Raw genomic sequence first — 24,558 nt, 5'->3', positions numbered from 1 at the left:
ACCATGTACGACATTATCCGCAAGCCCTGGCTATGGGACATGCTGGACCGGGGGCTGCTGCAGGAATGCGGCTGGCGCGGGGTGAGCGAGTTGAAAGCCACCCAGGACATCGCCGTCTATGATCTGATCAAGGATGCGCGCGGCCAGCGCATCCTGGAGGCCGGTGGCGGGCGCCCCCGCATCCTGCCTTATCTCGCCCGCCATAATGAGTGCATCAACCTGGACCGGTTCGATGGCACCCATGGCGGTCCGGAAGGGGCATCGGAGTTTGAGGGGATCGAGAACCGGATGGGCTATCTGGGGGAGCGTGATCCCGCCCTGCCCGATGCCAGCATCGACATCATCTTCTCCATCTCTGTCGTGGAACATATCCCGACCGAGAGCCTGCAGGACTTCCTGGAAGATGGGCTGCGCCTGCTGAAGCCGGGCGGACGCTGGGTCCATGCCATCGACATCTATGTCGAGAATGAACCCAATGCCTATTATCGCGGACGCTATGACCAGTATCGCAACTGGTTTGCGGATGGGCGTCTGGTGCCGATCGGCGATATCCATCAGGGGCCGCTGGGTTTTTCCTGCGATATGGCCACCAACCCGGACGGCACCATGCATATCTGGGGTACATACGCCCCGGCCCTGATCGACCTGCGCAAGCAGGCGCAATGCGTGTCCATCATCCTGGCCGGCACAAAGCGGGAAGATTGAGCGGCCGGGGGCCGGCTCAGCCCTGGTTTTCTGCCCGCATCAGGGCCAGCAGAGCCGCCCCCGCCTCTGCCCGCAGCGCGTCATAGGCCGCGGCAGCGGCGAGAACCTTGGTCTCCGGCTGGCTGTCGGGCAGGCTGGGCAGGAGGGAGGCCAGCAGGGCGGCCAGCCCCTCGGCATCACCGGGGGAGAAGAAGTGCCCGCCCTGGCCGATCTGCTCTCGATGCACGGGCAGGTCGGTGGCAACCAGCGGCACGCCCAGCGCCAGCGCATCTTCCACCAGGGTGCTCCACCCCTCAAACCGGGAGGGCTGGAGGATACAGGTGGCCATCAGCAGACACGCCATCACGTCACCATGCGGGATGCTGCCCAGATGGCGGAGGGAGGATTGCAGGCCCCAATCCGCCACTTGGGCGAAAAGCCGGTCATAATGGCCGGGATCACGGTGATCCTCCTTGCCACCGGTACAGATCAGGTCGATCTCGCCCCCGTGCTCGCGCAACAAGGCCAGTGCCCGGAAGGCGGTGGCATGGTCCTTGTGGCCCCAGAACTGGTTGGGGATGAACAGGAAGCGGGCGGGCAGGTCATAGCGCTGGCGAACTTCCTGCAACCGCGCCGCACTTTGCGGCTGGGCCAGACTGCGGAAATGCCAGACATGGGGCACCGTCGCATGGTCGGGGTAGAAGTGCCGCAGATCATCCAGGGCCGCCTGACTGCTCAGGATCAGCGGGCAGGGCCGTGCCAGCAGATCACGGAACCGCGCCTCCCGCGCGTTCCAGTCCTCCGGTGTGAAGAATTGCGGCAGATGCCGGTGCTGGAAATCCGGAATCCATAACCAATGTTTGGGATTTACCGGATAGGCATCCCCCGGCATGACGGGGTAGATCGCATCCGCCTGACGGGCCAGGGTGCGCCGCCGCTCCGGTGGCGGCAGGGCTTCCAGCGTGCTGCGGGTGGTAGCATCCCGGCAATGGTGGATGGTGCCATCCGGGGCCAGCACAACCGCCACCACCGGCAGCGACCAGCTTTCCCGCAAGGTTGCACCAACCGCTTCGGGCAGATCGTCAAAGACCACGATATCCGGCCTGTCCGCCACCGGCTGCCGGTCCAGGACCGCCATCACGGCGCGCAGATAAATCAGCCCGCCGCCCCATCCCGCGAAGCGATCCTGAAAATGCAGCAATATCTGCAAGGGCCTGTCTGTCACCGCGTGCCCCCCACATCCCGCAACCACGCGCCATAGGCCCCCAGCCCATCCGCCAGCCCCGTATCGGCATGCCAGTCCAGCCCCGCCAGTCCGGCGCAAAGATGCTGGGGATCATGCGCGCGTACCTGCCCGGTAAAGGTGACGGGCACCGCCGTCCCCAGGGCTTGCTGAAAGGTGGCAATGGCGGTGGCGACAGGGGTGGCGTGCCCGCTGCCGCCATTGACCACGCGGACCGCCGGCCCCTCCCCCCGCTGCATATGCAGGATCAGGCTGATGGCATCCCCGATGGACAGGAAATCGCGCGTCTCCTGGCCCGTGCCGGCCAGGTCCAGCCGGTCCTGCCCTGCCAGCAGCCGGTTGCCCAGTTCCCAGAACAGTTGCTTGCGCAGGCCCGGCCCATAGAGGGAGAAAAAGCGGATGATGGACACGCGCAGCCCATAGCGCTGCGCCCCCTGCCGGCACACGGTCTCCGCCATCAATTTATGCCAGCCATATTGGCTGATGGGGGCGGGATCGGTATCGCTGGCAATGGGGCCGGCGGGCTGCTGGCCATAGATGGCGGCGCTGGACGGGTAGACCAGATGCGTGCCCTCACATCCGGCAAGCCCCAGCCCATGGACCAGTTCCCCCGTTGTCTGCACCGTGCGGGCAAAATCCAACCCCGGCCGCGCATCCGCCTGCCCGACATGGCTGCCGCCGGCGGCATGGACGACCAGAGCCGGCTGGCCATGGTCGCGCACCGCCGCCATAACCACATCCTGATCAATAATCTCTGAAAGCAGCAGGGTGCCGGCGGGAAGGGAACGGTCATGGATATGATGGCCGAAACTGGCAACCCGCCAGCCATCCGTCGCCAGCCGGGCCGCAACGGCGCCGCCAATGAAACCACCGGCGCCGGTCACCCAGGCAAGCTGGCCAGCGCCCTTATGCATTGCCATGATCACCAGCCGGTGCCGGGAAGCAGGACGAAGGCTGTCGGCCTTTCACTGGCAAGTTAACCCCCGCGCTGTTTTTCAAGCCTTTGACATAGCTAATGGCAGGCAAAGGTCCCTGTCACCTGTTTTCAGACAGTCGGTTACCGTCACCCGGCCCAGGATCATGGATCAAGGGCCGGCTTTATGGCATGACGGAACAGAATTGACCTTGAGCGGGCCTTGCCGGCCCCGGCAGGAGCGAAATGCCCGTCGATCAGTTTCATGCCTTTGCCGGTGGCGGTGCCAAGCCTTACGCCGATCTGATCACACAGCCGGCTGGCGGGCCGCCGCACCGTTTTGATACCGGCGCCATGGTCGACCCTTCTGTGCTGGTCGGACCGTCGGCCTGCTGTGCAAATGCCCTTGGCGAGCCGGCACGCATCAAGGTTGCCGCCGGTACCGTGCTGCGCGGCATCTTGCGCGTGGATGCGTTCGGGGACGGTCATGTCCATATTGGGCGGCACTGCTATATCGGTGACGACACCATCATCAGTGCCGCCGCCGGGATCGAGATTGGCGACCATGTGCTGGTGGCCCATGGCGTGCAGATTTTCGACAATAACAGCCATCCCAGGACCGCGGCGAACCGCCAGGCCCATTTCGGGGCGGTTCTGGTCGGACGCGCCGGTAATGCCGTCATTGATTGCGCCCCGGTCCATATTGGCGATGGCGCCTGGATCGGGATGAACAGCCTGATCATGAAGGGGGTGCGGATCGGGGCCGGCGCGGTTATCGCGGCGGGATCGGTCGTGGTGTCCGATGTGCCGGCCGGCTGGCTGGCTGGCGGCAATCCTGCCCGTGTGCTGAAACCGGTGGAAGCGGACGCCGCACCCGCACCTGTCGTCGGTCCTGACCTGTCGATCCGCTGGCCCGATTATACCGTGCCGGTCGGCATGACCGCCGGCAACTGCCACGAGATACCGCAAGGCGAGACGGCCTGGTATCCACCCGTGATGGCCGCCGCCCCCACGGTGGAGCAACGCCTTTACAGCCATGATTATCTGACCGACGCCACTCACCTGCTGGGGGCGCTGGAGCCGGACGCCTATAGCCGCTATCTGCTGCGTTATTATCAGGATGGGCGGGCGCGGTTCGGCGCCGATTGGCGCTATGCCGATATCGTCACCGTCCTGCTGTGCCTGACGGACCTGATCCGCCCGCGCGATTATCTGGAAATCGGGGTGCGCCGGGGGCGCAGCGCCTGTGCGGTGGCCAGCCGCGCCCCGGATTGCCGGATGGACCTGTTCGACATGTGGGTCAATAACTACGCCGGGATGAGCAATCCCGGACCGGATTTCGTCGCAGCAGAGCTGGCGAAGGTGGGCCATCGCCCCGGCCTGACCCACTTTATCGACGGCGATTCCCACAAGACGCTGCCCGCCCATTTCACCGCCCAGCCCGATGCGGCCTATGACCTGATCACGGTCGATGGCGACCATAGTTTGAAAGGGGCGGCGCAGGATCTGTTTGATGTGCTGCCCCGCCTGCGCATCGGCGGGGCCGTCGTGTTTGACGATATTGCCCACCCTGCCCATCCCGAACTCTGGATGCTGTGGCAGCGGATGGTGGTCGATGATCCACGCTTCTCCAGCTTCAGTTACCGGGAGGCCGGCTATGGTGTCGGCTTCGCCATCCGCATCGCCTGATCCCATGATAGCGGCCGACGCTTTTCCCCGCATCCTGGTGATCGACATCACCCGCCGGCAGGACGGGTCCGCCACCGGTGCGGTGAAAGAGGCCCTGTTTACCCACTGGCCGGCGGAGAAATATCTCCAGATCCACGCAACACCTGTCGGCGGCCTTGCCCTGGCGGGAGCGCCATCCATCATGGGGCGGCTGGCGGGTCCGGTGGATGAAAGGCTGGCGGTGGAACTGGCACGGGCCTATGCGCCGCAGATCGTGCTGTACCGGCCCGTGCCGGAACCGGCTGGCTTCCACCTTGCCGCCATGGGCCTGATCCGTCTGCTGCAAGCCCCCCTGGCAATCTGGATCATGGATGATTGGCCGGCGGCCCTGGCAACCACGAAGCCGGCCCTGGCCGCCGCAATGGACCGCGACCTGCGCTTCCTGCTGGCACAGGCGACCCTGCGGCTGGGCATCGGGCAGGCCATGGCCACCGCCTTCCAGGAAAGATACGGTGTCCCGTTCCAATCTTTCGGCAACGGGGTCCGGCTGGCGGAATGGCCGGCCCCGGCACCGGGGGGTGAACGGACGGGTTTCACCCTGCGCTATGCTGGGTCGATGGCCGCAGACATGACCCTGTCGGCCCTGCTGTCGCTGGCCCGCGCGGTGGAAAAGCTGGCCGAGAGCGGCGTTGCCTGCCGGCTGGAGATCAATACAAGGCCCCATTGGCAGGCCTTGGCCGCACCGCTTTTCGCCGGGTTGGGCGCGACCTGCATCAGCATTGAAGAACGGGATGAGGCGGCATACCGGCAATGGCTGGCCGATTCCGATGCCGTTATCATCGCCTATAATGACGATCCGCTGTCCCGCACCTATTGCCGCTATTCCGTTGCGAACAAGCTGCCGGAACTGTTGGCCTGCGGCGCGCCGATCCTGGCCATCGGCCCGTGTGACAATGCCACCATCGACCTGATTGCCGAAAGCGGCAGCGGCTGCATCATCGACAGCGCGGACCCTGACAATATCAGCCAATCTCTGGCGGGTTTCATCGCTGATAGCGCCGGACGCGCCCAAATGGTCGCATCGGCCAAGGCACTGGCGGCCACGTCCTTCGATATCGACCGGACCCGGCTGGATTTCACCCAGGCCTTGGCTGCCAGTGCAGCACCTGCAACCCTGCCGCACAGGGTTTTATCCGACACCTACCCGCGTGAGGCGGGCGCCCATCTGGACGAGACCGAACTGGTCGCTATCCTCAGCGATGGCTGGCCGGCGGGGCGTGAGCGCGTGATGTTGGATGTGGGCGCCCATTTCGGCGGCAGCAGCCAGTATTTCCTGGATCGCGGCTGGCGCTGTCATTGTTTTGAACCCGATGCGCAGAACCGGGAGAAGCTGTCCGCACGCTTCCAGGGGGAAGAACGGGTCAGCATCCATCCCGTCGCCCTGGGCGAAACGGCGATGGCGGCTGCCAGCTTCTTCCGGTCAGCGGAAAGCACCGGCATCAGCAGCCTTCTGCCATTCCGGGACAGCCATGAACAGGCGGGCCAGGTGCCCGTGACCACACTTGATCTTTTCACCAGCACCCATGGCATCGACCATGTCGATTTCCTGAAGATCGACGCGGAAGGCTGGGATCTGATGGTGCTGCGCGGTGTGCCCTGGGACCGGCTGCGACCCTCGGTCATTGAATGCGAATTCGAGGACGCGAAGACCACGCGGCTGGGCTATCGCATGCAGGATGTCGCAACATATCTGACGGATCGCGGCTATACGGTGCTGGTCAGTGAATGGCACCCGGTCATCCGCTATGGCATCACCCATCAATGGTGCCGCCTGTCCCTTTACCCCACGGCAACCCGGGATGCGGCCTGCTGGGGCAACCTGCTGGCCTTCCAGACCCCGCCGGACGAGCAGGTGTTGAATGCCGCGCTGGATCGCTGCCTGCAGGTGGACAACCCGGCGGCCCTGATCCCGACACGGCCCTTGCCCTCGCCCATCGGCTTCATCACCAGCACGATCGACCTTCTGTCGCTGCCGGCCGATCTGCCGGTCTGGATTTATGGCGCCTCCACCGGGGGGCGGCTGATCCATGATCTGCTGCGCCAGCAGGGGCGGCTTCAGATCGCCGGCTTTCTCGACAGCCGGCGGGAGGGGGAGCATTGCGGCCTGCCCGTCCGGCGCTATGGCCCGGACCTGGACCTGAGGGATGCCAGAATCCTGGTCGCCAGCCAATATGCACGGGAGATCATCGCCACCTTGAACGATGGCGCGACCGGCCCGGTGCATGACGCCTCCTGCCTGGTTATGCGGCTGGTGGAAGCGCTGAAAAACAACAGCGTGTGATCAGGCAATACCCGCTGAACGCAGATTGGCGCCATGCCGAAGCTGGCAAAGATTGGCGCCCGTAGCGATCGCTTCCACGACATGTCGGAACCCCTCTACCGCGAAGGGCAGTGTCGTGGCCGTGCTGATCCAGTCCAGAAAGATCGGGGGATCGGGCGTAACGGGTATTTCCACACGCCAGCAATAATTTTTGGCATAGTAGAACAGTGCCGCCTCCAGAACGGCCTCCGCAGGCAGCCGCGCCGGGGCATCCAGATGACGGCGGATGCGGGCAAAAAAATCTTCCCGGTCCGCCGGCCGTTCACAAAATCCCAGGCCGACATAAGGAACCATGGCGTGGCTGAGGACGGGCCGACCAAGCATGCCGGCCTCCAGCCCCGCCGTGCTCCCGGCTGACAAGACCAGTGACGACGCGGCGATCAGCGCCCTTGTCTGGATATTATCGCGCGTATCGTAAACGGTGAGCAGCGGGTCATTGGCCGCCAAGGCTTGGGCAATAGCCACGGCACGTTCACCATAGGGAGAACGGAAGCGGCGTTCATCCGGATGCTGGCGCACGGTGATACGGGCCTGTGGATGGGTGCGGCGGACCGCCATAATGGTTTCCCGCAGCCATTCCTCTTGGGTGGGAAATATCCCCGGCACCCCCAGCAGCGAGGAATCCTGCTCCATGCTGGTCAAAAACAACAGGTCGTTATTCATGACCGCCGCTGGCATCTCAAAAGGGAACCGCAGCATATCGTCAGCGCCCGTCGCCACCAGATCGGCATGTCGATATGCCAATCCCCGGCAATATTCCAACTCGCGCGGGTCAGCACGGTTCAGGATCTGGCGTACCAGCCCCGGCACCTCCCATCCCTGGGCCGCCACATCATGGCCGGAAAAATAGACCCGCGGTGTTCCCGCACCCGCATCATAAGTAGCCGTGCGCACCCCCTGGCGCCGCGCCAGGGCCATAAATCCATGCATGGTATTGGCCACCCCGCCGGGGATCAGCACGCAGGCCGGCTTTTCAGTGGCCAGCAGCGCTGCGAACCCGCGCAGTGCCGGCCCCGCATGGTCTGAAGCCTCACTGTCAAAGACCGGCAGATGGTCGGCGGGAATGATGCCGAAGCCATAACGGTGACGGCGATCCATGGCCACCGCCTCCGCCTGGATATCGACGATGCTGTCGCCTGTCTCCGCTTCGGCATGCTCACTGAGATATACCAGCCGCCCAAACCGGGCCAAACCCGCGCAATGTTCCTTGATCACCGCGATGGGCGCAGCCGCAGCAGAGCCAGGATAGGGGCAATCATTAATCACAAAAACCAGCGGGCAGCCGGACTGCTGCAAGGCCCCCAGGCCAATCAGGGCACTGAAAAAGGGAACAGGCGTCTGGTACCAATTATTGATGACGACCAGCAGCGGCGCCTCGGCGGAGCCGGCGGACGTCTTAATATCAAGCTGATTGATAAAATGGGAAAATGCTACTCCACATTCGTGGAGCCTGTTCGCAGACATCCCTGCTTCCCCTGTTGAAATTCCAGATAATTCCGCCTTCACGGATAAGGCTGTTCCTATCTCGCTGGATAAACTGGTTGGTTTATAATCCAGCGCTTGCGCTTATATTCTCCACGTCAGGCCCAAGAACTGACAGATAGAAGCGGACATACGGGTCATTAAAGGAAAGGGCTTCACGCCAATGCCCCAATGCTGCGGCGGTATCACCCGCCCTGCTTTCCAAAACCGTCGCCGCCGTGCAAACGAAGGCACCCGGCGTTTTCTTGAGAAGGGGGGAGAGAAGCGAACGCCACTCTCCGCCGCATCTCTGGACAACCAAGCATTTGACGACAACCGCCAGGGGATGATGATTGCTGCGGCTGAGCAGCGCGTCTGCCTGTACTGCCAGATCGTTGGAAGGCTTCACATCCAGCCGGGCGAGGAGGGCGTAAGCCTGACATATCCAGTGGTCACGCGCGGCTTGATCCATGGCTTCATAAAGGGCCACCGCGCGCGCAGGTGCCTTGTTGGCCAACTGGCTGCGGATTTGGAAACTCCGCAAAAGCGGAATATCCGCGTGACCCGCATTGATGGCAGCGTCCAGATCGGCATCCGCCGCAGCATAATCTCCCTGCAACAAAGATAGACGCGCCCTGTAGAACAGGGCTTCTGGGTCCCTGGGCGCCAGACAAAGCCAGCTTTCAATACTTGATGCCAGCGCATCCAGCCGACCCAGTTCCAACTGGATTCCCGCCAGCAGAGAGAGGATGCCGGTATCGTCAGGCAATGCCTGGTGTGCCAATGCAAGAGCCGGTTCGGCTTGGTGTGGCTGTTTGGCCTTCGTCAGCAATTGCCCCAGACCCAGCAGGATGGGGCCCCGGAGCCGATCAGGAATGCCATGAACCTGTGCCTGCTTCATGATCCTGTCGGCCAAAGCCGGCGCTGTGGCAATGTTCAGGTCATCAGCCAGCACCACCAGAGCGCCTGCTTCCTGGAAATGCGGATAAAGGCGCAACCCCTCCGCGCGCAGCATCTGCGCCTGGGTGGCGCCACCCGATATGCTTTCCAGCAGACCGATCAAACGCAGGCGGGCACCAGCATGGTCAGGCCGCTGCTCCAGTGCCCGCTTGAAACTGGCTATGGCCGCTTCAGCCTGCCCTGTCCGCGCCAATGCAATGCCCATCTGATACTGGTAATGGGCAAAGGTTTCGCTGCGGATGGCCTGGCGCCACCGGTCGATGCTGCTGCTGTCAACGATGGCGGAAGCCATGATCACTTCCCTGTCGCTGTGCCGTGATAATCCACGATATCAGCAGGATCGAGCTTGTATTCGGCCGGCAGGTCGCGACTGGCGCGCGCGCCTATGACGCGCGGCAGGTCCACGGCCAGAATAGCCCCGGTTCCGGGACGCTTGACCCACACATTGCTCTCGTCAAACCGCTCACCTGCACGCACCGGGGCGATGGTCACCACGCTGGCATAGGCAAAATCAATGACGGGTTGCTCTTCCTTCAAGATGGTCTTGGCACCGCCGCGGGCCTGCCAGACAGCCTTGGAGCCGATGACTAAATCACGCAACTCATCAGGTTCAATCGACATCCCCGTATCAGGCCCCGGCCACTCGCGGGAGATGGTGAAATGCTTCTCCAGAATGGAGGCACCAAGGGCGACCCCGCCCATGCAGGTCCAGACCCCCATCGTGTGATCGGATAGGCCAATGACCGCATCGGGGAAATGGGCGGCCAGATCGCTGATCGCCCCCAGTCGCAGCTTCTCGTAAGGCGTGGGATAGAGGCTGGTGCAATGAAGCAGGGCGAACGGCACATTATGGCGCCGTAAAATCTCCACAGCCGGGCGCACGGTGTCGATATTGTTCATGCCCGTGGATAGGATGACGGGCTTACCCTTGCGGGCGATATGGTCGATCAGCGGGTAATTATTGCACTCGCCGGAGCCGATCTTGAAGGCGGGAACCCCCATGGCGTCAAGCCTGTCCGCCGCCTCCCGCGAGAAGGGGGTGGACAAGTATATGATGCCCTTCTGCCGGCAATAATCCTGCACCTGGCGTTCTTCCGCCTCGGTCAGTTCACAGCGCTTAATAATGTCCCATAGCCGTTCCGGGCTGATGTCACCCGGCGTCATGTCCGTGGGCACCATCTCCTTCTCGGTTATGTGGCACTGAAACTTGACCAGTTCAGCACCAGCCGCCACGGCCGCATCCACCAGGGCCAGAGCCTTGCCAATCTCCCCTTCATGGTTGATGCCGACCTCGGCAATGACCAGGGGGGGATGCTCGGGTCCGACCAGACGGCCGGCAATGGAAAGCTCTGCCATATCAATCATCCGCAATCGGGTTTTGTCGCCACGAGGCCTAACCGGCGCCGCATCAAATGCTCAACGATGCTGTACCCTAATTCATCGTCGATATCGAAGGCCATATCATTGTCAACTTCATAGCCCTCAACCCGCCCTTCCAGCAGGGAACCGGAGCGGCGCAGATAATCCGCCGTCATCACATAAAAATTGCCGGCATGGGTCAGGACGCGGGGTGCCGCCTGACGGCTGAAGACATTGCCGGTCAGCGGCTTGCTGACCTGCAGACGGCCCGTATCATCCGCTTCCAGAATATTGAAATATGGATTACGGGGGGCATCCGCCACCCCCATCACCATATCGACACCCCGTTCCCTGTCCTGGCGGAGCCGGTCAATGGCAGCCGCGACATCCGCAGGATCACGCAACGGACAGGTGCAATCCAGATCGACCAGAATGTCGAACTGTTTTTCATAAAAACGTTCCGCTTCTGCCAAGGCATGTTGCCAAACGGGGAACTTCGCGGCCTGCGCCGTGGCCAGTTCAGCCGGGCGCAGAAAGGGGGCATCGGCACCGTGATGACGGGCTGTTTCGGCGATACGCGGACTATCCGTGGAAACCAGGACGTGATCGATCGCTGCCACCTTGCGGGCATGTTCGATGCTCCAGGCAATCAGCGGCTTCCCCAACAGGGGGCGAATATTCTTGTCAGGAAGTCCTCGACTGCCTCCACGTGCGCCAATCACACACAGGATCGCCATTATGTTCCTTCCCTTATTGGTGAGGGATTGCTGAATGGGATTGATCAATCAAAGGCGATGTCGTTCGTATCCAGTCTTGGGATCGCCAGACAATCATCTACCCCTGGCCGATAGGGGGTGGGGACCGTTGTGAATGCCAGCTTGAAGCCGGTCGCTTTTACCGCGGTCCGGCTCGCCTCATCATGGTCGCCGAACGGATAGCAGAAGCTGAGATCGGCATCCATCACACCGAGGGACCGCAGGAAATCCGCACTTTGCTGCGCCTCCTGCTGCTGTTCGGCTGCCGGAAGCCAGGAAAGGCGCAAATGCTGTGCGCCATGCCCCCCGACATGCATCCCCATATCAAGCATGAGACCGAGATCGCTTTGATCCAGATACAACTCGTCCGCAAATCCGCGGGGGTCCGCCGAAACATGTGCCAGAAACAGAGCGTCCACTATTGCTGCACGAGCGGCCGCCGGTAACAGCGTCTGCAGCAGCAGCTTCAAGTAAGATGTATCCACATCATCAAAGCGATTAGGCTTCCAATGATCGCGGCGCATCCCGTCCCGATCAAAGTCGCAAACATGATCGCTCGCCATTGCCTCCACATGTGCCAGCAGGGTGACAGGATCGACACCGCTGGCCAGGATGAAATGTAGTTTGTTGACATCCAGCAGGTTGCGCTCCGCGACCGCGCAGACCGGTGGAAAAAATACGCCCGTCAAGCCCCGTCGCCTCAGTTCCGGCACGACATGGCGGAGATGGTCGCGATACCCATCATCAAAAGTCAGCAACAGGGCATCTTCCGGCGGAGGGGGGCCGGCACCCTGGGCATGGGCAAGCAGCGGCTTCAGCCCGATAAACCGCCCCTGCCGGGCCAGATGGTCGAGTTGCGCCTTGAACCGGCCAAGGTCAAGGGCCTTCAGCCGATGCCAGGAATCCGCCGCCAGGGGGCGGACATAGTGATACATCACCACCCGCATGCCCGTCGCTTCCCTCAGCGCCCGATATCGGCCGGGCTCGACAGCCGGGCATCAATCAAGGCAGCCACTTGCCGGTCAAAATCCTCTTTATTGATTGATGTCGCCAGATCGGGGCGAAGTGGTTCGGCTCTCTGGGAGCAGCCCTGCCAGCAGGTCCCGCAGAGTGTGCCTGCCAGGTCACCCCGCAAATGACGGGCGCGGATATCGCGGAAAGCCGCATCGTTCCAGGCGTCGCGGACATGCCGCTCGCCAATCTCGGTCACGGCCAGATAATTGTGATAATCGATGCAGCAAAGGTCGAGATGCCCCTCCTGCGTGATGTAGAGGACCGTAAAAGGCTGGGAGCAGATGGATTGATTACGGGGTGCCTCCCGTCCAACGGAAAGCATCCGCTCCGCCACATCCATCTGGCCGACCTGGGAACCGCATTCGAAGGCGATGAACTCATCCACGAAGGGCAGGACCCGCTGGCGTAGACTTTCCACCTCATTCGCGACGGGCTGGGTAATGACCATGGATACTGCCAGCCATACATCCAACCCCTTTTCCCGGCGATAGCGGGACATATCCTCAAGATTGGCCATCACCAGATCGAACTCGTCCCGACCGTGGATGGCCTCATATGTGGCACGCGAACCGGCATTGATCGAGAACTTGACCGAGTTAACGCCCCCATCCAGCACTGGCCGCGCCCGGTCGGGTGTCGCGAGAGCGCCATTCGTGTTCATGAAGATGTAGCGGTAACCGGCGCGGCTGGCCTCAGCCGTGAAGCGGGCCAAGTCCTTGTGAATAAAGGGCTCGCCTGTCGTATAAAAACCGATCTCCTCCGCCCCGGCCTCGCGGGCTTCCACGATCAGGCGTGAAGCAAGCCCCGGATCCATCCGCCCGACACGGCGGCGCATATGCGGATTGGCGCAGAACAGGCAAGCATGGTTGCAGCCGTTAGACAGCTCCATCATCACCTTGCGCGGGAAAGGGGGGGCTTCCACCAGGAAATCCTGTGGTCCTGCATCCCAATACTGGCGCTGCCGCCGTTCACGGATGCTTAACCGACCGGTTTCCTCCCCCTCCATATCAAATCCCCCTGATCAGGCCACCGATGCGGCTGATGAAATCGCGCGAAACAGTTTCGCACTGATTACGGACGGTAGCATAGCGCTGCCGAATATTCTGATTATCACGCAGGGTCTGGCTCAGAAGCCCGTCCATTACGGCCATTGCGTTTGTATTGCGCGGATCGACCGTGCGGTCCAGACAGCCAATCTCCTCATAAAATCCGTGCAACATGGGGAATGTGGTCAGTCCGATGGTCGGTACCCCCAGACCGACGGGGGATACATTGGCATGAAAGCGCATGCCAATGACGCAATCGCAACGGCGATAGAAATCGAAAATATAATCGTGGCCGTCCGGGCCATGCAGATAGGGCGCCATGGTCACGCGGCGGCGATTATAGGGGAAGCCCAGTTCAGACAGCAGGGCTGCCCCCATCTGCAGGTCGCGATATATATGGGGAACGAACACCAGCCGCATGTCCGGGTGCCGGTCCAGCCAGCCGCGCGCCACATCGGCAAAACCCTCAACAAAACGCATGAAGCCAGGGTGATCAACGATGCGGGGCTTCTCGTAATCGACGGGATGGCTCCATCGGTTACCCGCCACAAGGTCATATTGCGTGCCGCCATCCGGAAAACGCGCTTCCAGCAGATCGCCGCCGAAATTGACCGCCACAAGGGGGGCTCCCGTCAATCCATCGGGCAGACGTGCCTGTGCCCGGTGATTATCGTCCGGGATATGGGCATAAAGCCCGGCATCAGCGACAACAGTGACACTGTCTGCCACGGCATCACCGAAGGTTCGCCGCAGGACATGGCGCGACCCATCGTTGCGGAAGGAGAGCAAAACCCGATCATCAGCCCGTATCCGTTCCAGGAAACGTCCGAACCGGTCGATCTGCGGCTGCAGATCGACACCGGCCAGATCAGCCCGCACCCGATGGGTGCCGATGCCATGGAACATGATCGGGATGCGGATCTTATCGAATAAGGCTTCGGGCAGGTTGAAACGGGTACCCGTCCAGGAAGGCGTATTCGGCAGGATTTCAAAAAAGCCGCCACCACCAATGATCAACAGATCATGGCTGTTCACAAAATCGATATCGGCTTCCGTATAGGTCCGCGACCAACTGTAATCAACGATATCCCAGTCGGTGAACTCAACCTCCACCTCCGGGAAACTTGTCCGGATAAGCCAGCGAAGGCCACTGATATTGGCATTGTCGCCCAGGTTGCTGCAGATCGATGCCAGCTGGATGATCTTTAATTTTGCTTTCATCCCTTTGATCCTGCTGCGTCGATCTCAATATGGCTGATGCCAGCGGGACCGTTCATATCCAACAGGACACCCACGCTTTCCCAAGAGCTCAGCCAGTCGGGTACGGTTGTTTCAGCGTTGAAAGGGGTCGGGTAGCGCAGATAATGCACATGACCTTTTTTGGCCAGATCCCCCAGCAAAGCCGCAAAATCAGCCTCTGACAGGCAGAGAACAGGGATACGATGCCCTTCCCAGGCACAATAAGCTTTGTCGGGATCATTGAGGGTGGTGGGGATATTTGCGACCTTCAAGTCGAACATGACATAGCGGTCACTGGCCGCGCACATCCAGTCCAGCAAAGCCAGATAGCGCAGTTCGTTCTGGATGATGCCCGTGGCGTTCACCAAGCTGCTGCGCCGGTCTGGCGTAATGGTCAGGGCATCGCCCAAAATGAACGCCGCTTCCGGATAAGCCGCCCGGCCGTTGGCGATGTTTGAAGGCGCCAGATCAATCCCCGTATAGGTACCGGCAAAGCCGTAATGGCGCAGCAATCCAAGAAAGCGCCCGGCCGCGCAGCCGACATCCAGACAGGAATTGACTTCAGACCAGGCAATTCGTTCCAGCAGAGCCGTCTCGCTGCGAAAGAACTGGCTGACCGACTTGTCGCGGAAGCGCTCCACCATCTCTGCGGAATTATAGTAAGTGCCCGCAACCGACATCATATCCCCCTCTCGCCCGCTGCCATTGCCCTTGCCATCAGGATTTTGCCTCTTCCGACAGCAGGGGCTGGAACCGCTTCTGCATCGGCAGGTCCCAAGGCACCCCCTGCCGGAGCAGGTCAAGAAAGGCCTCCCGACTATGGCCTGTTCCATTGCTGAAGCTGGGGATGGCAGGCCCAGATTCATGCACGCTCCGGATAGCCGCAGCAATGGCTTCTTTTTCCAGAGGCGCCCAGCGGATGGAAGCACTTGTGGCGCGGCCGCGCTGCCGCGTGCCGAGATCGATGGAAGGCACACCATAAACCGGGGCCTCACGCACACCAGCACTGGAATTGCCAATGATATAGCGGGCGTTACGCAGGATAGTCAGGAAATATTCGAACCGGAGTGACGGGAAAATACGGAAGCGTTTATTGCCTGAAAGGCGACGCATACAGTTTAGAATCACAGAAGAGCCAATATCGTTGTTGGGATAGATCAGAATGTAATTATCATCTGTTTCCAGTAATGCCTGGACATAATTTTCAGCCTGTTCGGCTATCGTTTCCAGTTCCGTCGTCACAGGATGGAAAATGCCGATGCCATAGTCCCTGAACGAAATCTCGTACCGGGCACAGGCCTGATCAAGGCTCGGCAATTCGGGCGACAGCATCACGTCGATTTCGGGCGAACCAATGATATGAATACGTTCCGTTTCCTCGCCCAGCTGACGCAGCCTTTGTGCGGCGTCGCTACTGGCGACCAGATGGATATGGGATAGCTTGGATACGGCGTGCCGGATCGATTCATCAACCGTTCCAGATACTTCCCCGCCTTCAATATGGGCCACGGGAATGCCGGCCAATGCCCCCACGGAAGCCCCCGCCAGGGCCTCCAGCCGGTCGCCATGGATAACAATCAGGTCCGGCTTCACATCACGGACAAAACGGGAAAACCCGGCAATCGTGTTGCCGAGAATAAGATCCATGCCCTCTTCGATCACCTGATTGGTGTACATATAAACTTTCTTGTGACCATTCGCCCGGATTTCATCAATCGTGAAACCGTATCTCTCCAGCGTATGCATGCCGGTCGCAAATATTATCGGGACGAAAGCGTCACTCTCCTCCGTCACCTTTATCAAAGGTTTCAGCTTCCCGTAATCGGCGCGCGTCCCCGTCACGAAAACAATGGTCTTCGACATTCGTATCTCTTCGGTCGCCCCAGCCGCTAGAGCCAGAGAATACCACAATAATAACAGGAACACCGCCGTCGTGAACAGCGGTACAGATCGGGCGTCAGAATGATCCTGATCGGCCATGTCGATGGCGGCTTGCCATCTAATCTTCTGTTTCACAAAGCCGGGACTGGGGTTCACCGTGCGGTATTAAGAAGACTTGATGATCCGTTCACGAGATCGTCATGGAGATCCTGAGAAGTTTGGACAGGCGCAACCCAGCCTGTCGCGACGCCTGGGCACTGGGGACCATACATTATCCCCCCCGGAGCCGGGCGCGTTTAGCCGGAAACGCACCCGGCTAAATCCTTGTTCAGCGAGCAGATTCACTCCAAAGCGATTCCGCTTTTCCGCGATCCGCCCTCCTCGCGCACCCGCATCCAGAAGGAACCCCCCCGGCTTTGCTGGAAGGCCGGCGGCAGGGCCGTATCCACAGCGGGAAGGTCAGCCACAAAAGCGCCGGGCCACAGGATGTCATATCGGGCCTGACCCGCCAGCAGCAGGGAGGCCAGCAGATATTGCTCGTTATAAAGCCGGCCCAGCCAGTCCGGCGGATAATCATAGGGCAGGAAAATATCGTGGATATGCACGATCACGCCCGGCGCCAGTTCCGGCAGGATCTCGGTAAAGAACACCGTCACATCGCTGTTCTGGAAAGACCGGTGCGACCCGTCAAAGAACAGGATATCCCCCCGCTCCAGGGCGGTGAACAGGGCGATGTCCGCCTCTTCCAGGCCGCTGCGGGTGGTCAGGTCACACAGCGCGTCAATTTCAGCGCGCGGTTCAGGGTCGATACTGTGCAGGTGCGTATCCAGGCCGTAGCGGCCAATGGTCCAGCGGGCAAAGCGTGTCGACATGCCGGAGCCGATTTCCAGCAGCCGGCGCGGGCGGTGATGGGCCAGCATGGCACACAGCATCCCGGCATCCAGGCGGGATAACCAGATGCTGTCCCACCAGGGCGCTTCCGGGTGATCGGGAACCGGCTTGGCCGGGATGGTGGCCAGATCAGGGGCAATGGCCGTCAGTGCCCCCGTGGCCAGCCGGTACTCTTCTGCGGCCAGCAGGGCGGCAAGGCGGGGATGGGCCGGGCTTCCGTGCCCATGACGCACCCGCAGGCGCGGGGGATAATCGATCTGCACCACATCGCCCCGGCGCCAGAACCGGCCCAGATAATCCAGATTGGCCTGGGCATAGCCATGATCCGGCACCAATTCCAGCGCCCTTTCCAGGGCGGCGCCGGATTCCGGGAAACGGTTCAGCAATCGCAGGGTCGTTCCCAACTGGGCCCAGGCATCGGCATTGGCCGGGTCCCTCTTCAGCAGGGACCGCAGCACAGCCTCCGCCTTGGCAGGGGCAGAATGGGCCCGCAGCGTAATGGCATGGCCGATCAGGGCGCGCGCATCGTCAGGCGCCTGCGCGACTGCCTGGTGAAACAGGTCCGTAGCCTCATCCAGACGCCCCCCGGCCGCCAGGGCCGCATATCCCTGCGTCAGGATCGTTTCCAGGTCCATGGATGGGGCCTCCTTCAGCCCGGCAGCGCCGTATAAAGGCGGATATGGGGGGTGGCATCATGGATATGGACCGCGCCCAGGGAACGCAAGGTCTCTGTCATTGCCGTCAGATGTTCGCTGGCGATGATGAAGATCGCCTTCCCAAGATGATCCGGCGGCACATCGGCGGGGCGCAACAGGGGCAGGCCGAAGGCGGTGCCCTGTGTCCGGCTGTCCAGGATGCCGGTCACGGTCAGGTGGGGATGTTTTGTCACTTCCCCCAGCACGATGCGCCCGCCCCGGCCGGCACCGTAAATATAAAGCGGCCTTTCGCCCGGCAGGGCATGGAAGGCGGCAGCATCGGCCAGCCGGGGCAGGTCGGGACTGTCCGCCGGCTGCCCCCAGGCCGGGGGCGGCGCCAGCATCTCCTCAACCGTCCTGGATCGCCACTCAGTAATGACCGGGTCCAGCCGTTCCCGGTCCGCGATGCGGGCCATGGCCTCCTGCCTGCCCTCGGGACGGAAGGCGGTATTATCGGCCTGCCCCTGCCGCCAGTGAAAATCAGTGCTGACCCGCCAGGATGCCGCCAGCGGCGCCGCACGGGCCAGACGGCGGATCAGAAAACTATCTTCGGCAAAATCCAGGGCGGGATCAGGGCCCACCATAGGCAGCAGGGATGAGGGGGCCAGAAAGGCACTGGAATGAACCACCACCTGCCAGCCGAACAGGCCTGCCCGGTCCGCGGGGGGCAGAAGATGGAAGGCGCGATGCTCAGCCCGCGGATCGGTCGGCGGGAAAGGGCCACCGGCATCATCCCACACCTGCACCGACCCGGCGATGGCAACCGACCCGGCCAGCGCCATCGGCGCAAGGCTCGCCACATGGTTAGGATGCAGGGCATCATCATCATCCAGCATGCCGAACAGATCAGCCTCAACCGCCGCCAGCCCGGCCCAGAGACAGGCGCTGCGCGTCGTCGGCCCAGCCACATCCAGCAGCGACAGGCGGCGCAGATGCGGGCGGCAGGCCGCCATCAGCTCTTCCAGCCCCGCCACCGGCCCGTGGCGAACCAGGATGGCACCGACGCCAGGAACAGTCTGGGCGGCAAGACTATCCAGGCATCGGCGCACAAACCGGATATCGCGCCCGCCGACGCGGACAATGTAATCAATAGTGGGACCGGCATCATCGGCAGGGGCTGGCGCGAACCCCGCCGACGCCCGGATAGAGTCTGCCAGCCGGGCCAGGGCTGCCGGGGTAAGATCATCAATCGACAAATACTGCGCCGACCGCTCCGTGGGAGAAAGGCTATCGGTCAGGAACCGCGCCTGATCGCCGCTTTCCACCAGAAAGCCGTCATGGGACAAAACCGTATCGAGCCGCCGGCGATCGGTGCGCAGCCGGGCCGGTTCCTCCCGCACCCAGCCGACCCAGGGGTGGCCTGTGCGTTTGCCCAGCGCCGCATCGGCGGCAATGACCAGCGTGGGCGCAAAAGCCTCAATATCCCTTGTCCAGCGGCACAGGCGAACCTCCCAGCCCGCCGTAATCAGATCATCCACCCAGGCAGGGGCCGGGTTCAGGTCCGGCTGGAACAGGGCCAGACGGTGCGGGGTCACAGCCCGTTACCAGCCACGGTGCCGTCTTTGCGGCGCGAAAGCTGCACCTGCCCTTCGACACATTTCACATAGGTGGTCTTGCCGGGCACCAACCCATCGCAGATGGTGACAAGGGCGCGGGGCAAGGCACCGAACTCCTTGGAGCCCCGCACACCCGCATTATAGGTGGCAAGGTACGTCTTCAGGGCCGGTTTCGTGACAGGCTGGCCGTTCTGGTCGATCATTGCAGCAAGGCTCCGGAGGATATCGCCGCCAATCATGGCGCGAAGCTGGGGCCGCGGCCACCCTTGATTGAGCCCGGAAGGCAGGGGAAGCACCCTTCCCCTGCCCAACCGTGCGGGCTTACCGCGCCGGCTTCACAAAGCGCAGGGTCATACGGTCGCTTTCCCCGATGGCCTGATACTTGTCCTTGTCCTGATCCTTCAGCGCCAGGGTGGGCGGCAGGGTCCAGACGCCTTTGGGATGGTCCTTGGTGTCACGCGGATTGGCATTGATCTCCGACAGGGCGACAAGCTGGAAACCGGCATCGGTCGCCAGCTTGATCACATAATCCTGACGGACATAGCCGGAAGCCGCCTTCGGGTCCTGCGGCTGGTCCGTATTGGCGCGATGTTCCACCACACCCAGCACACCACCCGGCTTCAGCGCCCGGAACATGGCCTTGAAGGCATCCTCGGCCCAGCCGCCCGGCATCCAGTTATGGACATTGCGGAAGGTGAGGATGCGGTCAACGCTATTGGCCGGCATCGCCTCCAGCGCCTTGGCCCCGAAGGTCGTCAGTTCCGGTGTGCCATAAAGGCCGGGATTTGCCGCCAGCTTGTCCTTGAAGCGCTGGATGCCAGCCTTCATCCCTTCCGACGCCCCGTTCGGATCGGGCAATGCCGCAATATAGGTGCCCTGGTCCTTCAAAAGCGGGGCAAGGATGTCACTGTACCAGCCAGCCCCCGGCCAGATTTCCACCACGCGCTGGCCCGGCTCGACACCAAAGAAGGCCAGTGTTTCCACCGGGTGACGCCAGCCATCACGGGCGCGGTTTGCCTCCGTGCGATGTTCACCCGCCAGGATCGGGGCCAGGGCCATGGAAAGGCCGGGAGAAGCCGGGGCCAATGCCGGATCTGCCGCCTGTGCCATCCCCATTGTCGGAACCGCCAACAAGGCAGCGCTCACCATCAGACAACGGACCAACCGCCTATTCATCGGGTATCTCCTTCCCTTGGTTTGCATCTGGGCCGATGCCACAGCACCAGCATGAGGGGGGAGGCTACCGTTGTGCGGAAGGTGCAACAAGCGGCGATCACCCCATCCTTGTCTCCAAGGTATAAAAATCGAAACCGGCCTTATTCTTCACCGGTTGCCGGATAAAGGCCGGCAGCATTCTATCGTTTCGATATCAATTATCGCCAATCACGGCGTCTTATTAAATGCCAGTGTTTTTTTTGCCTGGAAGCAGTTCTTTTTGCTCGCATTCGATCCACCGGATAGGGAATTATCCGGCTGCACCCAGACGCTGGAAGCACGGGACCCTTGATACATTCGCAGGCGAATGGTTAAGAGGGCCAGTTGACTGTTGCGTTCTGGTCACGCGTTGGAGGTACCACTTTCGGCCCGACGGCCGGGCCTGACAGGACGGGGCGAATAATTTCCCCGTATATGGAGGGAGCATGAGGATGGAGGTTCGTCCGTGCTGAGGCGTTTTGCGTTCGCGGCTGTTGCCATGGCAGCCATCGGTGGTGCGGCAACTGCCACCTACCTCAACACCACGAGTCTCTCCTCGTCTTCTCCTGCGCCTGAGACATCTGCGCAAACGGTGCAGATGGCCGCCACCGATGGGGCGACCATTGATGCCAGCCAGGGTCCGGCCCTGGTTGCCGATGGCTGGGGCGACAGCGAACAGGCCGCCGACCCTGTGGAGCGTCGCCTGGTCAGCCTGGGCCGTGGCGACACGCTGATGCAGGTCCTGATCGAAGCCGAAGTCCCCCAGCCCAATGCCCATGAAGCGATTAACGCGCTAAGGGCGGTTTATGATCCCCGCCGGATGAAATCCGGTCAGCCGATCGAGGTTCTTTTTGATCGGACCGAGGGGGATGGCAAGTTTGTCGGCTTCGCTTTCCAGCCGGCGGTGGAACGGTCGGTTTCCGTCAGCTTTGACGGTGTCCGCTTCCAGGCCGCCGAAGTGGCAAAGAAGCTGGAGCGCCGGCCCATCGCCGCGCGCGGGGAAATCAACTCTTCCCTGTTCGAGTCGGGGCGTCAGGCTGGCGTGCCCATGGCCGTGCTGGCCGCCCTGATCCGCAACTATTCCTATGATGTCGATTTCCAGCGCGACATCCAGCCCGGCGACCAGTTCGAAATCCTGTACGAGCAGATCGTGACCGAGGATGGCGAGGTTGCCAGCGGTGCCGGCGATATACTTTATGCCTCGCTGACCCTGTCGGGGAAGAAGAAGGCGATCTACCGGTACGAAGACAGCCAGGGTGTGGCCGAATATTTCAACGCGATGGGCGAATCGGTACGCAAGGCATTGCTGCGTACCCCCATCGACGGGGCGCGCCTGTCTTCCGGCTTCGGCATGCGCCGTCATCCGGTGCTGGGCTACGGCAAGATGCATAAGGGCATCGATTTCGCCGCCCCCACCGGCACGCCCATCTATGCCGCCGGTGCCGGCGTGGTGGAAGAAGCTGGCTCCAAGGGCAGCTACGGCAACTATATCCGCGTGCGCCACAATAATCAGATTTCCACGGCCTATGCCCATATGTCCCGCTTCGGCACCGGCATGCGCCGCGGCGCCCGCGTGTCCCAGGGCGACGTGATCGGCTATGTCGGCACCACGGGCCGTTCCACCGGCCCGCACCTGCATTATGAAATCCTGAAGGGGGGCCAGCAGGTCAACCCGCTCTCCGTTGACATGCCGACCGGTCGCAATCTGGATGGCAAGGAACTGAAGCGCTTCAAGGGTGTGCTGGCCAGCATCGATGCCCAGTTCCAGCATGGCGTAACCCAGCCCGATGGCGTGGCGATGGTGTCGGCACCGGCAAGCCAGGCCGTGCCCTCACAGCGCCAGCCGGCCTGCGACAAGAAGCATGGCTGCTGATCTGGCGGCAGCATCCGCCTGAAGAGTTCCTCAAAACCCATGAAAAACCCCGGCTGACCCTTCAGCCGGGGTTTTTCATGTCCGCATTTCCACCGGCCTCATTCACCGGCCAGCGTCTTGGCCGGATAATCGCAAAGATCCTGCACGATACAGGCCGGACAATCCGGCTTGCGGGCCTTGCAGACATAGCGCCCGTGCAGGATCAGCCAGTGATGGGCATTGAGCCGGTAGGTTTTCGGCACCCGCTTCAAAAGCGCCTGTTCCACCGCATCCACATCCTTGCCCGGCGCCAGACCCGTGCGGTTGGAGACGCGGAAAATATGGGTATCCACGGCGATGGTCGGCTCCCCGAAGGCGGTGTTCAGCACGACATTGGCCGTCTTGCGACCGACACCGGGCAAAGCCTCCAGATCCTCGCGCCGTTTCGGCACCTCCCCGCCATGCTGGTCCAGCAGGATCTGCGACAGCTTGATGACGTTGGCGGCCTTGGTTTTGTAAAGCCCGATGGTCTTCACATAATCCCGCACCACCGGTTCACCCAGCGCCACCATAGCGGCGGGGTTATCCGCGATGGCGAAAAGCGGCCGTGTCGCCTTGTTGACCCCGACATCGGTGGCCTGGGCCGACAGCACGACCGCCACCAGCAGCGTATAGGGGTTTGAATATTCCAGTTCTGTCTGGGGATGCGGATTGCGTTCCGACAGGCGGCGGAAAAATTCTTCGATAGCGGTGCGTTTCAACGGAAAACCATGGGCGGCAGCGGGGGTGGTGTCAGTTTAGTGCCTTTCACCCGGCAGGCAAAGAACCCCGCACAGCATCCGATGGCATGGCCTCTTTTGTCGCCCCTTTATCGCGCTGGCCGCCCTTGCCGGATATGCGCTTCCCGCCATATGTTTTGCTTCATGAATGATGTGGTCCCCTCCGCCGGCGACGGTCCCGTCTTCTTCCGGGCCGTGCTTTATCCCCATCGCAGCCTCAGCCCCCGTGGGTTTCGCCGGCTGATGATGTGCGTTGGCCTGTTCAGCGTCGGGATCGGCACCCTGTTCTTTCTCTCCGGCGCTTGGCCCATTGTCGGCTTCATGGGGGTGGATGTCGCCCTGCTCTATTGGGCCTTCAAGGCCAGCTATCGCAGCGCGCATGATTATGAAACCGTGGAACTGACGGCAGACCGGCTGATCGTGGAAAAGGTGGACCGGCGGCATAAACGGCGCTGGACCTTCCAGCCCGCATGGCTGCGCGTCTCCATGGAAGACCCGCCGCGCCATCACAGCCAAGTCACGCTATCATCGCACGGCAAATCGCTGGTGGTTGGCAGCTTTCTGTCACCCGATGAGCGGCTGGATTTTGCCAAGGCCCTGCGGGAAGCCTTGCACCGGTCCCGGCAGCCGCTGCTGGCGACCCTGTAATACTAATTTCCCTTGTATGTCTGCTGCGGCCACTCCGTGCGATGGTTTGGCCATCGGCGGGTGAGCTTGTATCTCCCTTTTTCCTTTGAGTTCGAGATTAAGATCAGGCCCCCGCCGTTTTGCCGCGTAGAGACTGTACGGTATCAGAGGCCCCTTTGCCGGTGAGCCTGGATGCACAAGGATGGTCGTCGGACGCGGCGCATCTATTGACTGGCGGAGGGGACGATGGCGGGTTTCCTGGGTATCGACATTGCCAAGCTCAAATTTGATGCGGTGCTGCTGGCTGGGGATAGCAAGCGGCACAAGGTGTTCGACAACAATGAGAGTGGGTTCGCGGCGC

At 61.8% G+C, this 24,558-nt stretch carries 21 protein-coding genes; 5 read left to right on the top strand and 16 right to left on the bottom strand.

What is annotated here, in order from left to right; all coding sequences use genetic code 11:
- Nucleotides 1-3: 3 nt before the first annotated feature.
- Nucleotides 4-705: a class I SAM-dependent methyltransferase gene (locus tag G473_RS0103375; RefSeq protein WP_029011939.1), complete on the top strand. Its 702-nt coding sequence runs from the start codon at nucleotides 4-6 to the stop codon at nucleotides 703-705.
- Between the two features lie 16 nt (nucleotides 706-721).
- On the opposite strand, the gene G473_RS28940 is transcribed toward G473_RS0103375, so the two are convergent.
- Both G473_RS28940 and G473_RS24880 read right to left on the bottom strand, forming a co-directional pair.
- Nucleotides 722-1,909, bottom strand: a complete 1,188-nt coding sequence (locus G473_RS28940) for a glycosyltransferase (protein ID WP_154667238.1) — start codon at nucleotides 1,907-1,909, stop codon at nucleotides 722-724.
- A complete protein-coding gene (locus G473_RS24880; protein ID WP_084437604.1) occupies nucleotides 1,906-2,847 on the bottom strand; it encodes an NAD-dependent epimerase/dehydratase family protein in 942 nt (313 codons plus the stop codon). Before G473_RS24880 ends, G473_RS28940 begins: the two co-directional genes overlap by 4 nt.
- Nucleotides 2,848-3,086: 239 nt before the next feature.
- Here G473_RS24880 and G473_RS29770 point away from each other — a divergent pair, with 239 nt between their 5' ends.
- Both G473_RS29770 and G473_RS28935 read left to right on the top strand, forming a co-directional pair.
- A complete protein-coding gene (locus tag G473_RS29770; protein WP_084437603.1) occupies nucleotides 3,087-4,529 on the top strand; it encodes a class I SAM-dependent methyltransferase in 1,443 nt (480 codons plus the stop codon).
- Nucleotides 4,530-4,533: 4 nt separating this feature from the next.
- Nucleotides 4,534-6,849, top strand: coding sequence for an FkbM family methyltransferase (locus G473_RS28935; protein ID WP_029011936.1), 2,316 nt, complete (start codon nucleotides 4,534-4,536; stop codon nucleotides 6,847-6,849).
- Here the strand turns inward: G473_RS28935 and G473_RS0103350 are convergent, their stop codons facing one another.
- From G473_RS0103350 to G473_RS0103290, 13 genes are all read right to left on the bottom strand, one after another.
- Nucleotides 6,850-8,352 carry a capsular polysaccharide export protein, LipB/KpsS family gene (locus G473_RS0103350; protein WP_029011935.1) on the bottom strand — a complete coding sequence of 501 codons (1,503 nt, stop codon included), beginning with the start codon at nucleotides 8,350-8,352 and terminating at the stop codon, nucleotides 6,850-6,852. It abuts the gene before it with no gap.
- Between the two features lie 82 nt (nucleotides 8,353-8,434).
- Nucleotides 8,435-9,601: a tetratricopeptide repeat protein gene (locus G473_RS0103345; protein WP_029011934.1), complete on the bottom strand. Its 1,167-nt coding sequence runs from the start codon at nucleotides 9,599-9,601 to the stop codon at nucleotides 8,435-8,437.
- A gap of 2 nt (nucleotides 9,602-9,603) precedes the next feature.
- Complete coding sequence (locus G473_RS0103340; protein WP_029011933.1) at nucleotides 9,604-10,665, bottom strand: N-acetylneuraminate synthase family protein; 1,062 nt, start codon at nucleotides 10,663-10,665, stop codon at nucleotides 9,604-9,606.
- Nucleotides 10,666-10,670: 5 nt separating this feature from the next.
- On the bottom strand, nucleotides 10,671-11,405 hold the full coding sequence (locus G473_RS0103335; protein ID WP_029011932.1) for an acylneuraminate cytidylyltransferase family protein: 735 nt from the start codon (nucleotides 11,403-11,405) through the stop codon (nucleotides 10,671-10,673).
- A 44-nt stretch (nucleotides 11,406-11,449) separates the two neighbouring features.
- On the bottom strand, nucleotides 11,450-12,181 hold the full coding sequence (locus G473_RS0103330; protein WP_161630934.1) for a polysaccharide deacetylase family protein: 732 nt from the start codon (nucleotides 12,179-12,181) through the stop codon (nucleotides 11,450-11,452).
- Nucleotides 12,182-12,384: 203 nt separating this feature from the next.
- Complete coding sequence (locus tag G473_RS0103325) at nucleotides 12,385-13,443, bottom strand: radical SAM/SPASM domain-containing protein (RefSeq protein WP_029011930.1); 1,059 nt, start codon at nucleotides 13,441-13,443, stop codon at nucleotides 12,385-12,387.
- Nucleotide 13,444: 1 nt separating this feature from the next.
- On the bottom strand, nucleotides 13,445-14,704 hold the full coding sequence (locus tag G473_RS0103320) for a polysaccharide pyruvyl transferase family protein (RefSeq protein WP_029011929.1): 1,260 nt from the start codon (nucleotides 14,702-14,704) through the stop codon (nucleotides 13,445-13,447).
- A complete protein-coding gene (locus G473_RS0103315; protein WP_029011928.1) occupies nucleotides 14,701-15,405 on the bottom strand; it encodes a class I SAM-dependent methyltransferase in 705 nt (234 codons plus the stop codon). The genes G473_RS0103320 and G473_RS0103315 overlap by 4 nt, the downstream gene beginning before the upstream one ends.
- A gap of 34 nt (nucleotides 15,406-15,439) precedes the next feature.
- Nucleotides 15,440-16,702: a UDP-N-acetylglucosamine 2-epimerase gene (gene neuC, locus G473_RS0103310; RefSeq protein ID WP_210163219.1), complete on the bottom strand. Its 1,263-nt coding sequence runs from the start codon at nucleotides 16,700-16,702 to the stop codon at nucleotides 15,440-15,442.
- 242 nt (nucleotides 16,703-16,944) lie between these two features.
- Entirely contained in the window at nucleotides 16,945-18,129 is a 1,185-nt protein-coding gene (locus G473_RS28930; protein WP_051329840.1) for a class I SAM-dependent methyltransferase, read from the bottom strand.
- Nucleotides 18,130-18,143: 14 nt separating this feature from the next.
- On the bottom strand, nucleotides 18,144-19,724 hold the full coding sequence (locus G473_RS0103300; protein WP_029011926.1) for a glycosyltransferase family 2 protein: 1,581 nt from the start codon (nucleotides 19,722-19,724) through the stop codon (nucleotides 18,144-18,146).
- Nucleotides 19,721-19,948, bottom strand: coding sequence for a hypothetical protein (locus G473_RS0103295; RefSeq protein WP_029011925.1), 228 nt, complete (start codon nucleotides 19,946-19,948; stop codon nucleotides 19,721-19,723). The genes G473_RS0103300 and G473_RS0103295 overlap by 4 nt, the downstream gene beginning before the upstream one ends.
- A gap of 118 nt (nucleotides 19,949-20,066) precedes the next feature.
- Complete coding sequence (locus tag G473_RS0103290) at nucleotides 20,067-20,921, bottom strand: class I SAM-dependent methyltransferase (RefSeq protein WP_029011924.1); 855 nt, start codon at nucleotides 20,919-20,921, stop codon at nucleotides 20,067-20,069.
- Between the two features lie 484 nt (nucleotides 20,922-21,405).
- Here G473_RS0103290 and G473_RS24860 point away from each other — a divergent pair, with 484 nt between their 5' ends.
- Complete coding sequence (locus G473_RS24860; RefSeq protein WP_342665642.1) at nucleotides 21,406-22,812, top strand: M23 family metallopeptidase; 1,407 nt, start codon at nucleotides 21,406-21,408, stop codon at nucleotides 22,810-22,812.
- 98 nt (nucleotides 22,813-22,910) lie between these two features.
- On the opposite strand, the gene nth is transcribed toward G473_RS24860, so the two are convergent.
- Nucleotides 22,911-23,552, bottom strand: coding sequence for an endonuclease III (gene nth / locus G473_RS0103275; RefSeq protein WP_029011923.1), 642 nt, complete (start codon nucleotides 23,550-23,552; stop codon nucleotides 22,911-22,913).
- 162 nt (nucleotides 23,553-23,714) lie between these two features.
- Between nth and G473_RS0103270 the strand changes: the two genes are divergently transcribed.
- A complete protein-coding gene (locus G473_RS0103270) occupies nucleotides 23,715-24,218 on the top strand; it encodes a DUF2244 domain-containing protein (RefSeq protein ID WP_029011922.1) in 504 nt (167 codons plus the stop codon).
- The last annotated feature ends 340 nt before the right edge of the window (nucleotides 24,219-24,558 follow it).

The sequence above is a fragment of the Niveispirillum irakense DSM 11586 genome (assembly GCF_000429645.1).
Lineage (GTDB): Bacteria > Pseudomonadota > Alphaproteobacteria > Azospirillales > Azospirillaceae > Niveispirillum > Niveispirillum irakense.
Note: the sequence above shows the minus strand (reverse complement) of the source record. Positions and strands in the feature narration are given on the sequence as shown.